Below are 12,448 nucleotides of genomic sequence, written 5' to 3'. Positions count from 1 at the left end.
AGTGTCCACCATCTATAGCGGACACTATCTCCCACGCTCACCACGCGGCAGGGCAGTCAGACCGGACGCTTACAAATCAGTTGCACTTAGCTCGCGAAGTCATCTTGAGGCTCGGCCATTGATACTCCCGCAGACTGCAATCATTGCGCCAATAGGGGTGTATGCTCTGCGGTAACTTGACAAAACCCCTGACATCTCCCGGTTATGTCAGCAGAAAATCATAGCGCAACTGCGGTGGAGGTACTGGCATGTCGCAGGGACAGGCCGACCAGAGACGACCCCCGCCGAGGGCAGCTGGACGAGCGTCGGAGCGGGACGGACAGATGTTCGGAATGCATCGCCTGAACGCGGATAGAACGCGCCGGCCGGCGGCTGCAGCGTCATGAGCGTTGTCGGTTTGCGACCATAGGTCGAGGATACCCATGTCGTTTGATGCTGATCTGAAGCGCAGGGGCAGTACGCGACCTAGCATCACGATGCGCAGGGGACGTCAGCATTCCCGCGCCAACGGCGCTTGTTCTACATGGATGCCGGACGCGTCCACGCTTTCACTTTTTCCATCATCTGCTCGGTAAGCGGTGTCATCAAAAGCGCAAATTGGCCGGGTAGAGTGGCGGTCGGGGTCTGTCGGTGATAGCGGGCGCGCTCCACAGTTCGTCATTTCCACAACGGGAATGACGGGCCTCAGAAGTGGCGCGTTGCCCGCGTAAGGAATCTGAATGACCCTCTTCCACCTTGTCCTTGTCGCCATCATCCAGGGGATCACCGAGTTCCTTCCGGTCTCCTCCTCTGGCCACCTGATCCTGCTTCCGGAACTGACCGGCATGCAGGACCAAGGCCTTGTTATCGACGTCGCCGTCCATGTCGGCACGCTTTTCGCGGTGATCCTGTTCTTCTGGCGCGACGTCGCCGCGGCCCTGGCCGGATGTGGCAGGCTGGCCCGGGGCAGGATCGACACGCCCGGCGCACGGCTGGCCGCGTCACTGATGGTCGCCACGATACCGGTGGTCCTGGTGGGGCTGGTGCTGAAGATGTCCGGCGCGATGGAGATGATGCGGTCGGTGGCCGTGATCGGCTGGACGATGATCATTTTCGGTCTGCTGCTCTACTGGTCCGACCAGCGCGGAGAGGGCTGCAAGCGGACCGCGGACTGGACGATACGCGACGCCGTCATCATCGGCCTGTGGCAGGCGGTGGCGTTGATCCCCGGAACCTCGCGATCGGGTGCGACGATCACGGGCGCGCGGGCCCTGGGCTATATCCGCGCGGACGCAGCGCGGATCTCGATGCTGATGTCGATCCCCACCATCATCGCTTCGGCCGCGCTTCTGGCGGGCGACGTCATGTCGGACTTCGACGGTGCAGCGGTCGCACAGGCCGGGATCGCTGCAGGTTTCGCCTTTGTCGCGGCCCTTGTCGCCCTGACCCTGATGATGCGGCTGCTGAAGGCCGTCAGCTTCACGCCGTACGTGGTCTACCGCCTGATCCTGGGCGTCGCGCTGTTGGCCTATGCCTACAGTTGACGCCTGCTATGCGGATCACGCGTTTCTGAAGGAGGTCGGGATTATCATCCCCAAGGGCGCACGCTAGGCTGTTCGGACAAATCAGAGCAAGATCAAGGGGCAGAGATGAAGGCGACATTCGGAGCGATTGGAACGGCCGTTATCTTGGCGCTGGCAGGATGTGCCGGCGGTGGTGGCTACCACGACAGCCCGCTCAATAGCGCCGCGGTCCGGACGGTGGGCGGCGCGGGTGCGGGGGCCTTGGCGGCCGACGCCCTGGGAGGGTCCAAGACCAAGGGCGCATTGATCGGCGCGCTTGCCGGTGGTGCGTCCTGTGTCAACGGAAGCTGCTACTGACGGTAACAAATGACATCGTCGGTGAAGGGTTTACCCACCCCTAGACGGACGGTCCGTCAATACAGATCACCGTCCGTTCGCTTTCGATGATCGACGTTCCTGCCTGTCTTTCTGTACCAAATGCGGAGGCGACGCATTCCGGTGTGCTGGATCCTTGTCGGACCCTGCCTTGCTGCGCCGGCGCCTTACAGATCGCGGCAACTGCCGCCTTCATACCGCCCGGATCCTCACTGCCGGGCGACGCGCAGAACCGTTCGGCATGATGATTGCAGATCGGGTTGAGGCGCACCACGGCCTTGCGACATCCCTGAATGGTCCCCATGAGAACCTCTGCCCCGCGAACCCGGTCGCAAATCCGCCCTCTGCCATACTTGCGGACAGATCTTTCCGCTGACGGCGCTGCATGCCTGAATGTCAGTTCGCCCTGGACTGTCCGCCTTGATCGAGACGGAGCCACCGGACTGATCCGGTGGCCGCATCATTTGCCAGACCGATCTGGCGCGATTTCGCAGGCAATACGTCTAACGCATGCTGGAGGACGCGCCTGGCGAGCTGTCGACCTTGGACAAAACCGTGCTCGCCAGTCTGGAGGCTGGCACGATTCTGTCGTGCCAGCTGGAGCCGGCGCTGGACGATCGCCTGACCTTCGGAGACCAGATAACCGACAAGGTCGCACGTTTTGGCGGCATCTGGCCGCTCATCCTGGTGTTCGTCGGCGTCCTTGGCGGCATGGATCGGCACGAACGTCCCGGGCCTGCTGCGACCGCCCTCCGATCCCTACCCCTTACCTGGTGCTGTCCTGTGTCGCCACCCTGCAGGCGCCAATCATCATAATGAGCCAGCGCCGGCAGGAAACCAAGAACCGCCTGCGGGGCAAAGCCGATATCGCATCAATCTGAAGGCCGAACTGGAAATTCGCCAGCTACATGAACGATCGACTATCAGTTTGCCCGTCAATGGCAGCGCCCGGTCGAGATGCAGCAGATCGGAGAGCCCGCAAACGGAATGCGCCACGCGGACGTCATATCCTTTGGGGATCAGGTAGGTGTGGGTTTCCTGATCAACGCATAGGTTGAGTTTGCTGAAGAAATGCCCCGTCTGCGGCAAATGACCAAGCTGCTCCTGTGATCTTGGGAAACCGGCTGGCATTGGAACCTCCTTGCCAGCCGGTCATGATGCTTATCAATCTGGATCAGCCGTCACAGGATGAAGTCCGATGCCGCCAGTTCGTGGATGCCTAGGATGCGGATCTGCGCTTCGGCTGCGACGTCGGTGTCCGTGTCGATCTGAACGAACGTGTCCGTCCCGTTGTTGAAGACGCGCACCTGATTGGTCCCGCCGGATGCGAAGCCTCCCGATCCCACGAACTGGAAGGCCAGTCCTGCCATGTCGCCGATGTCGATGACATCGCCGCCCGCCGATCCCGCCTGACCGAAGTCCATGATCACGTCCGACGCCGCCAGCGTGCTGTGGGCGGGTGTCGCGAAGACGAAGACGTCATCGCCCAGCCCGCCGACAAGCATGTCCAAACCCGCGCCGCCGATCAGCATGTCGTTGCCCGCATCACCCTCCAGGGTGTCGTTGCCGTTCACGCCGCTGAGCGTGTCGTCACCGTCGCCGCCCCATAGGTGGTTCGCCCCTGCGCTGCCGAAGGCGATGTCCGCGCCGCCGCCCAGGATCAGGGCCTCGACCGACTGGACGCGGTCGGACAGTGCTGCGGTCGTGCCCGTTCCCAGGATCGTCGCCGTGGCAAAGGAAATGTCGACCGACAGGTCGCCGGAATAGGCGGACAGGTCCAGCGTGTCGAAGCCCGCCGCACCGGTGTAGAGGTCGCTGGCATCATCGGCCCTTGCCACGAAGAAGTCGTTTCCACCTCCACCGTTTAGCGTGTTGGCCTGATCGTTCCCGGTCAGGACATCAGCACCGTTCCCGCCCTGGACGGAGGCGATGTTGGCAACCGAGGCAAAGCCCGACGCCGTCCCCGCGCCCAGGTCGACGACGACGCCGGCCGATCCGGCAGCATAGACCAGCCGGTCCGCACTGCCCGCAAGATCGATGTGGATCTGCTCGACAGAGGTGATCGCCGTGAACCCGGTCAGCGCAGTCAGCGCGGCACCGTTCCAGGTTGCAGTCAGGGTCTCGTTCGCGGCGGTGCCAGAGATGCGCATCCGGTCGGTGCCATCGCCGCCGTCGACCGCATCATTCCCGTCACCCCATGCAAAGAGGATCAGGTCGTCCCCCGCGCCGCCCTGAACCTGGTCGTTGTTGCGACCGCCGATCAGGATGTCGCGTCCAGTGCCGCCGGTCAGCTGATCGTTTCCGGCCTGTCCGAACAGGACGTCGTCCCCCGTGCCGCCCGTCAGGACATCCGTTCCGGCCAAGCCGTACATCAGGTCGTCCCCGGCCCATCCTGCCATGGTATTGGCCGCGTTGCTGCCGGTCAGGACCTGCAGGCGCTCCGTCCTGCTGACCCCCGACGTCGCAAAGGTCAGATCCAGCTGATGCGTCTGATTGAGGCCAAGCGTGCCGGTCACGGCAAGCGTCCCGTCGGCTGCAACGCCGAACAGGGGACTGCTGCCGGCGGCTAGGGCAAAGGTGCCCGGAACGCCCTCGGCGGTGATGCGGCCGATGGTGGCACCGATGGCCGGCAAGGCCGCAGGGGCGCCATCGACGTCCAGCGCCAGGTTCACGTTGATGCCGATGGGCGTGTCGATGGCGATGACCTGATCGGTGAATTCCAGATCCTCGACGTTGCGGATCAGATCGATATCATCGAAGGCCGCGCGCCCGTCCCCGCCCAGGTCGCGGACAGAGATGAAGCCGTCGCCGTTCATGTCACGCGCCGCTTGGATCAACGTGCTTCCCGGCAGCTGCGTGCCGCGCCCCTCGATCTCGTATTCATCCAGCGCGCCTGCAAAGACCGCCCTGTCACGGGCCGTGCCAGGTGCCGCCGTCACGATCTCGCGGACGATGGACATGTCGCCGGGGTTGATCGTGCGGTCCAGCAGCAGCGAGGTCAGCGACCGCCCCCCAAAGGCCGGCGCAGAGAAGTCCGGCCGCCCGTCGGCACCCATCGCATAGACCCTGCCCGCATACGGTCCGGCGGCCGCCTGAGAGCTGTTCAGCGATTCCGCGGAATACACGGTTCCGTCGACCACGATGCGGATGCGGACATTAAGCCAGGCGTCGCCGTCGATGACGTCGAAGCCGCCGCGCCCCATCATGCGATCGGACCCCGCGCCACCCATGATCAGGTTACCGTCCCGGAAGCTTGTGGCTCCCGGTCCGCCAAGGGTCTCCAGCGCGCCGTCGAACCAGTTGCGCAGCCCGTTGATGCGGTCGATGCCCGCCGCGGTCAGAACGTGGTCGTCAAAGCTGCCCGCCGCATCCGTGTCGCCCACGGTCCCGCCACGGTTGTCGCCAAGCAGCGTGTCGTTGTGGATCCAGCCCGACATTCCCTCCATCAGGTCAAAGCGGTCGCGCAGGATGTCTGCAGGCGCCGATGTGAAGATCGGGATGTTGAAGTCCCAGTTCACACCGGCCACGTCGTATTTCGCGCTGGCCCAGTCAAAGCCGAACATGCCCTCGAAGCGCTGGACGCCGATCCCGGACAGGGCAATGTCGTCGCCCGATTCAAGATCGTAGTCCTGGTCGTTGCCCTGACCCCAGGCCACATCATGGCCGATGATGGTCGAGTTGAAGAACAGTTCCGAATTGTCGCCCGAGATGACGTCGAATCCCTCTCCGCCCTCGATCCAGTCGTTGCCTTCGTTACCCAGCAGGTTGTCCCCGCCGGAACCGCCCAGGATGAAGTCGTTGCCCTCGCCACCGAAGGCCTCGCCCGCGTCCTGACCGACCAGCAGCGCGTCCCGCCCCTCGCCGCCGAACAGCAGGTTGATGCCCCGGGACGACGAGACGACGTCGTTGCCCCGTTCGCCGCGCAGGAAGTTGTCGCCGAACGTGTCCTCGATGATGTCGTCACCGTCGCCGCCGAAGACCTGGTCGGCCCCTGCCCCGCCGTTCAGGTAATCGTTGCCGCCATCGCCCCACAGCGCGTCGTCACCCAGATCCGACTTGATGTAGTCGTCACCCTCGGTCCCGCCCAGGACGACATGTTCGCCGCCGCGGAAATGCAGCTCTCCGCCGACTTGGTGGCCGTTCGCGTCGGTGACACCGGAATCCACCCGGATCACCTTGGGGTCGAGGCTCTGAATGATCGGGTCGTCCCAGACTGGATCGCGGCCAGCACCCGCGCCGTTGTAGTCGCGCTGTGCGATGGCACGGTCCAGCTCCAGTATCATGTCCGGGGTCAGAAACAGGTTCGCGTTGATATGCGTGGCATAATCGCCGCTCAGCGCCGAGTTGCGCATGACGATGTCGGCGAAGGTGTTCGCCTCCAGCGCGTCAAGCAGGTTCAGACCCTGCGTGCGCGACAGGTAATAGAACCGGTCGCCATTCTGCAGCTGCTCCATCTGGTATTCGAAGATGAAGCCGAAGGTGGTGCCCAGCATGCCGCCGAACTCGGTCACCTTCTCGGCCAGGCCACCGATCCACAGGTCGACATTGTCCAGCCCGCCCCGGTCGTTGCCGGCGCCGTAGCCGCCCCGCCCGTTGAGGAAGTTCAGCCGATCCTCGTTCGTGTAGGTCACGCCGCGTATCGTCACGCCATCGCTGTTGGTGCCGTCGCCGAACAGCAGCAGGGTGGCAGCCTCGCGCTTGTCGGCGAGGGTCGTGGCCGAGGTGATCGACGCATGGTTTCCATAGGCCGCGATGAAGTTCGCGATCGAGAACGGGTTCTTCAGATACTGCGTGAAATCGGTCCAGCTGGCATAGGGCTTCAGGTCCGGCAGGCCGAAGTCGTTGTAGAGCTGGGCCCGCGTCTCGTTCAGCGACGGGACGCCGGTATCGCGTGCCCGCGCGATGTTCAGCGCGGCAAGGTCCAGCGGAAGACCCAGCAGGTTGCTGCGCAGGGCGGGGACGATGAACTCGTCGATCTCGCTGCCCACGTCCGAGGTCAGGCCCCGGATGAACGCCGCCTGCGCCTCGTCCAGCGAACTGCCTGACCCCGTGAAGGCTTCTGGGTTCAGGAACGCTTCGATCAGCGACATCTGTTCCGCATCACCGTTCACCGGCATCAGCTGGGCGTCCAGCCGGTCCACGGTGTCTGTCAGCATCGAATGGCCAAAGCGATAGACCGCGTGCGCGAACTCGGCCATGATCGAGGGATCGATATCGGCGGAATTGGTGAAGACGAACGGATCGATCCCGGGCTGTATGCGACGGGCGAATTCCTCGAAGACCATGTGCTGGTACTGCATCTCGGTCGTGAACCGCGCAGCCTGGAACAGGCGTTCACCATTCCACACCAGATCGGCCGGGTCGACCGTGGCCAGGTCCGTGCCTTGGGCCAGCGGCACCAGCAGCCATTCGTTGATGAATGACACGTCATCCGAATCCAGGATGGTGTGCTTGTTCTCCTCGACCATGCGGTTGTGTTCCGAATGGAAGATCGAGTGGATCGACTGGAGGGCGATGTTCTCGTTGCCGCGCCCGTCGCCCGACACGATGTGCAGATCCAGCATTTCGTCGTCATAGGTCTGGGCGTTGTTGTCATCGCCCGTGACGCTGTCCCCGTCAGCCGTCGTCGTGCTGCTGGGCGCCGCATGGTGGGCGATGTCCACCAGGAAGGCCGGACCGGCCGCGATGCTGCCCTGTGTCGTGATCCCTTCGGCGGTGCCCTCGCGCAGCCAGGGGCCGGAATGGGTCGCGTCGGGTGCCATGACCATCTGGGCATAGCCGTTCGGCCCGGTGATCAGGTTGCCATAGGCATCGGTCGCCAACAGCGGCACCCGGTGGACGTCCATGTCCTCCAGGCGGATGCCCAGGACCGACAGCGCCTGGGCTTTGACGTCGGCCCACGTCCCCACCGCACCGTCCAGAGAGCCGGTCTCGCTCGACGCGTCCAGCAGGTGGCCCGTGGAATAGGCCTTGGTCACCCCATCGATCTCGACGCGGATCTGCTCTCTCAGGAACACCTGATGCGAGGCGTGCGAAGTATAGGTCTGGTTCTGGTCGACGAACGACGTCGTGGCATTGACGTGCTGCTCCACTCCGTTCTCGTCCAGGACCGGGGTGGCCCGGGTCAGCGCCATGAACCGCAGGCTTGCGGGAAGATCGTCGCCCGTGCCGAAAATCTGGTCGGCGCCCGCAATCAGTGGGTCATCGGCCTGCAGCGGAATGAAGACAGTGCCGTTGCCGCCCTTGTTCACGAGGTCCAGACCATGGTCGAAGAACTGGCCGAAGATGGTCATGAAGCTGTTGAAGGGCGCAGTCAGGCCGACATCGGGCGACACATGGTCGATGATAAGGCCCCCCTCCGGACCGGTGGCCAGCCCGTAATGCTCCAAGGTGTCCGCCAGGAAGTCCGCGGTCTGGGCGGGTGTGCCGGCAGTCTGCGCCTGCTGCACCGCGGTATTGTAATCCGCCTGCGCCTCGGCAAGGTCGGCCTGCGCGGCGTCTCGCACCGTCGCGGCGGCGTCGGCCTGATCCTCTGCCGAGGCCAGTCCGGCCTGGATCGCATCCACGCTGTCGGCGGCATGGCCGTCCGATCCCAGCACCGCCCCGAAGGCCTCTACAGCTTCGACCAGCGCCGCCTCATCGATCGGAAGGCTCTGGGCGGCGGTGTCCAGAAACTCCAGCAGTTGTTGGGCAGCGTCGGCCACCGCCTGAGCGGCGGGAACGGCATCACCGCCCAAGGCGGTCGTCACCGCATCCGCAGCGTCTTTGGCAGCGAGGGCGGCATCCAAGGCCGTGGCAAGGGATCCAGTGACGTCGTTTCCGCCCTCCACGTCGGCGACAAGCACCGTCAGCGCGTCGCTGGCCGCGTCGGCGGCCTCCGCCGCAACCTCCGCCAGCGGACCGGCCGAGGCGAAATGCGCCACGCGCAGCTCCGCGGCGTTGAAGGCTGCGACGGCCGCGCCATGGTCCGCGGTCTCGGCGCTCAACGCTGTTTCGGCGGCCTCCACGGCGGCGTCGGCCCCCTTGGCGTTCAGCGTCGCCTGGTAGGCCACCGTGATCGCGGCGACGGCGGTATTCGCATCGACGCCCGTCGTTCCCACGGCCTTCAACGCCGCATAGATGGCCGCGACATTGGCGGGCGTCTGGTCCACGATCAGGTTTGAGATCGTGCGCGGATCGCTGTCCACGACATTGCCGCTGTTCCCGTAGTTCGTGTTCGAGATTCCAAAGAACGGGTTTTCGTCACCCTCGTTCGAATAGACCGGGTCCAACAGGCGCGGGAAGGGCGTGTCCCCTGCCCCGTTGCTCTCGGTTCCGGGCAACAGGCTGTTGTCGCTGCCGTCCACGGTCCGCAGGCCCACCGGCATCAGGGCCGCATCCGCGGCGCTGACGCCGTAGACCGCCTGGATCGCCTCCACGGTCGTCATGCCCGGCGTCGATGCCTGGAGTTCGGAAACCTGGATCTGCTTCAGAATGAAGCTCAGGTCATGCACGTTCACATGAAAGCTCGTTGCCATGATCATCTCCCTGACGTGACCAGAGGCCGGCGCATGACAGGGTGATCTCCCTCACGATGGGCGGAGAGGCGTTCACGTCGGCGCAAGCCATTTACAAGATACGTGGTCCACCCCCGGTATCGGGACGGCGGCCCATGTCGACAGGTTACGCCAAGACGGGCCGTCCCCAATACGGCGTTAGGTCCCCAGTAATGGCGACTTTCGTCGCCATGGCGTCTGCGACCGGCGAATCGCCGGATGGATCACACGGGCCTTGGCACAACGCCCGGTGTGGGCGCGCAGATTGCCATGCAACTTCAGGAAGATGGAGATTCTTCGGCCCACTGTTTTCAGGCACCGAAATCATACGGAACACGGCAATAGGACCGGATCGAAACTGATAACGCCTATGTGAACGAAGCGGCATATGCTAGCTTGTGGACTACATCCGACGGCATATCCCGAAACTCGTGGTGGGTGGTTTGACCGGCATGTCTGACGCTCCTCTCCTCTCGCCGGAAACGCGCTCTCGGCCTGTCTGGCAGGGCCTGGGTCTGTTGCGGCGCCATCTGTCCAGCTGCGCGCTGATCGTCGTCGTGGGGCTGGCCATTCTGGGCGTCTGGACGGCATCGCGCCTGCAGCAGACCGTCGAGACGGAGGTCGGGCATCGCGCTGCGACCGTGCTTGAATCTATGCTGAACCGGCATGCCGAGGATCTGGCGGCGGATACGCTGTCGCCGGAACTTATCGGTGTCATCGATACGTATTTTCATGACATCTCTGATGCGCTCGGCATTTCCGAAATGAAGATATGGAATGCCCAAGGCACCATTCTTTACGCATCGCGCCCCGGCCTGACGGGCTCCGCGCAGCCCGTCAGCGACGAGCTGGCAACCGCGCTTGCAGGAGAGATATCAGTATCGGTCGGCGACACCTTCCACGTGGAATCCGGCGGGCCCAGCACCACCACGGGCCCCCAGCAGTTCGAGATCTATGTCCCGATCCGCATCCGTTCGCTCAACCGGATCGTCGCAGTGGCGGAGTACTATCAGAACGCGGCCGTCGTTTCGGACGCACTGACCCGCGCCCGCTGGCAGACCTGGGGACTGTTGACCGTCATCGGGGCCATGTTCGTCGCCATCCTGGTCATGATCCTTCGTTATGGCGATGCGGTGATCCTGCGACAGCGCACCGATCTGAGCGCACGGATGGCCGACCTGGTCCTGCTGCTTGACCGAACACGGGAGACACAGGCCAGGATCCATCAGCGCACCATCCGCCTGCAGGAGGAGCAGAAGGCGCAGCTTCGTCAGATCAATTCGGACATCCATGACGGGATTGGCCAATTGCTCACCGTCGCCCTGCTGCGCATGAAGTCCGCACCGCCTTCGAGCGGACCGCAGGAAGACGGGGTGCAAAGCGTTCGGCTTATCCTCGAAGAGGCTATGAGCGAGGTTCAGGCCCTGCTGAGCGGCACCAGCCAGAGACCGGTCGCCGAACTGCCCCTGGCGGTCGCGGTTTCCGCCCTTGTCGAGGACCATCGGCGCCGAACCTCGACGGAAGTCCGCACCGTTCTGGCGGACCGCCTCCCGGAGCCAAGCCTGCCCGTCAAGGTCGCCATCTGCCGTGTCGTGCAGGAGGGGCTGCACAACGCCTTCAAGCATGCGGGGGGACGGGATCAACAGGTGCATCTGTACGTCGATCACGGCACCCTGGTCATCGCGGTCAGCAACGACGCCCGTCACGGTCAGGACGCATGCCGTGATGTCACCCGCCAGCCGATGGGCCTGCGCAATCTGCGGCATCGCATCGAGAATCTGGGGGGCATCTTTCAGGTTCTGGATCTGGAACACCACCGCATGGAAATTCGGGCCAGTTTTCACGAGTACAGCATGGAGCATAGCCATGAGTGAGATCAGCGTTGCCGTCGTCGACGACCATCCCATCGTTCGAGAGGGATTGATCCAGGTGATCGGGGGCTTTGGCGGATTTCGCGTGACCGGTGCGGGCCATTCCGCCGCGGACGCGATCGACCTGGTGCGGCGTGACGCCCCCGACATCCTGATCCTCGACCTCGAGATCCCCGGTTCGGGCATCGAGGCCATTCGGGCCATCACCCATGCCGGGTCCCAAACCCGCATCCTGATCCTGACGATATCAGAGCGGCCACAGGACGTGATGGAAGCGATGCGCTTGGGCGCCGCCGGCTATGTCCTCAAAGGGATCACCGGTGACGAGCTGTTTCATGTTCTGAACCGGCTCGTCAACGGCATCGGCCATATCACCCCGCATCTGGCGGCGCGCGTCTTGGGGTCGTGGGGAGCTGCACCGGCGCTGGAGATCGAGGCAGATGCCAGCATTCTGAGCAAGCGCGAAGGAGAGATATATGTCCTGATCCGCCGGGGTTGCTGCAACAAGGAGATCGGCCGGTCACTTAACCTCAGCGAAAAGACGGTAAAGCATTATCTGACAAACATCTTCCGCAAGCTTGATGTCCGAAACCGCACGGAACTGGCGATGCACGCGTACAACATACCCACTCATGTCACCCAAAACCGGATGCTGAGCATCAACTGCTCTCGAAATGCCGCACGGTGAAGTCATCCACGCCAAGAGAGAGAAACAGCCCCCGGTTTTTGCAATCGAACGCCCCTCCCGCAAGGCCTTGGCGCGGACCGAGGCAGAGAACGCGGCTCTCGTGACCGCTACCGAGTACGAGCCATATCACCGGTCGATGAAGGCAATGATAGAGTGTCTTGAGGCATGAAAAGCCGATCTTTCCACAAGGCTGGCAGAGATGCACGATCCCCCTGCCGTGCTTGTGCATCCATCTGTGGTGATCGCTATTATTAGGAGATTTGCCCATCGGCCGAGCCATAGCAGAGGCCATCGTCGCAGCCGTGACCGACTAGGATCTTTCGTGGCCTGATCCGTGAGATCCGAATGGTGCCGAAGTCCGCCGCGCCGGGCGGGCACCATGTGGCACTGGCTGTGAGCTTGCGGGTGTTGATTTCCACCCAGAACTGAGCCGGGTAAGCGCATAATTTCCACTGAGAAGTGAGCCATGTGAACCTT

The 12,448-nt window shown here is 63.6% G+C and carries 7 protein-coding genes; 4 read left to right on the top strand and 3 right to left on the bottom strand.

From position 1 onward, the window contains the following. The first annotated feature begins 719 nt into the window (after positions 1 to 719). On the top strand, positions 720 to 1,523 hold the full coding sequence (locus FHD68_RS13935) for an undecaprenyl-diphosphate phosphatase (protein ID WP_127898083.1): 804 nt from the start codon (positions 720 to 722) through the stop codon (positions 1,521 to 1,523). 376 nt (positions 1,524 to 1,899) lie between these two features. Here the strand turns inward: FHD68_RS13935 and FHD68_RS19395 are convergent, their stop codons facing one another. Further along, entirely contained in the window at positions 1,900 to 2,181 is a 282-nt protein-coding gene (locus tag FHD68_RS19395) for a hypothetical protein (protein WP_127898082.1), read from the bottom strand. Here FHD68_RS19395 and FHD68_RS19810 point away from each other — a divergent pair. Further along, entirely contained in the window at positions 2,171 to 2,758 is a 588-nt protein-coding gene (locus tag FHD68_RS19810; protein WP_341872766.1) for a DUF1003 domain-containing protein, read from the top strand. The genes FHD68_RS19395 and FHD68_RS19810 overlap by 11 nt on opposite strands. Here FHD68_RS19810 and FHD68_RS19805 read toward each other — a convergent pair. Then, a complete protein-coding gene (locus FHD68_RS19805) occupies positions 2,688 to 3,008 on the bottom strand; it encodes a hypothetical protein (protein ID WP_341872767.1) in 321 nt (106 codons plus the stop codon). The two genes, FHD68_RS19810 and FHD68_RS19805, sit on opposite strands and share 71 nt — an antisense overlap. A gap of 50 nt (positions 3,009 to 3,058) precedes the next feature. Beyond that, the gene (locus FHD68_RS13915) at positions 3,059 to 9,394 is read right to left on the bottom strand and encodes a peroxidase family protein (protein WP_127898081.1); all 6,336 of its coding nucleotides are present in this window, start codon (positions 9,392 to 9,394) and stop codon (positions 3,059 to 3,061) included. Between the two features lie 470 nt (positions 9,395 to 9,864). On the opposite strand from FHD68_RS13915, the gene FHD68_RS19050 reads away from it, so the two are divergent. Then, positions 9,865 to 11,286, top strand: a complete 1,422-nt coding sequence (locus FHD68_RS19050) for a sensor histidine kinase (RefSeq protein ID WP_167550409.1) — start codon at positions 9,865 to 9,867, stop codon at positions 11,284 to 11,286. Beyond that, on the top strand, positions 11,279 to 11,971 hold the full coding sequence (locus tag FHD68_RS13910; protein ID WP_167550408.1) for a response regulator: 693 nt from the start codon (positions 11,279 to 11,281) through the stop codon (positions 11,969 to 11,971). Before FHD68_RS19050 ends, FHD68_RS13910 begins: the two co-directional genes overlap by 8 nt. The last annotated feature ends 477 nt before the right edge of the window (positions 11,972 to 12,448 follow it).

The sequence above is a fragment of the Paracoccus marcusii genome, assembly GCF_006151785.1.
In the GTDB taxonomy this organism is placed as follows: domain Bacteria; phylum Pseudomonadota; class Alphaproteobacteria; order Rhodobacterales; family Rhodobacteraceae; genus Paracoccus; species Paracoccus marcusii.
Note: the sequence above shows the minus strand (reverse complement) of the source record. Positions and strands in the feature narration are given on the sequence as shown.

What these genes read in the sequence shown, in the direction of transcription:
- FHD68_RS13935 (WP_127898083.1), top strand. Translation starts at nt 720, where the DNA reads ATGACCCTCTTCCACCTTGTCCTTGTCGCCATCATCCAGGGGATCACC.
- FHD68_RS19810 (WP_341872766.1), top strand. Translation starts at nt 2,171, where the DNA reads ATGGTCCCCATGAGAACCTCTGCCCCGCGAACCCGGTCGCAAATCCGC.
- FHD68_RS19395 (WP_127898082.1), bottom strand. Translation starts at nt 2,181, where the DNA reads ATGGGGACCATTCAGGGATGTCGCAAGGCCGTGGTGCGCCTCAACCCG.
- FHD68_RS19805 (WP_341872767.1), bottom strand. Translation starts at nt 3,008, where the DNA reads ATGCCAGCCGGTTTCCCAAGATCACAGGAGCAGCTTGGTCATTTGCCG.
- FHD68_RS13915 (WP_127898081.1), bottom strand. Translation starts at nt 9,394, where the DNA reads ATGGCAACGAGCTTTCATGTGAACGTGCATGACCTGAGCTTCATTCTG.
- FHD68_RS19050 (WP_167550409.1), top strand. Translation starts at nt 9,865, where the DNA reads ATGTCTGACGCTCCTCTCCTCTCGCCGGAAACGCGCTCTCGGCCTGTC.
- FHD68_RS13910 (WP_167550408.1), top strand. Translation starts at nt 11,279, where the DNA reads ATGAGTGAGATCAGCGTTGCCGTCGTCGACGACCATCCCATCGTTCGA.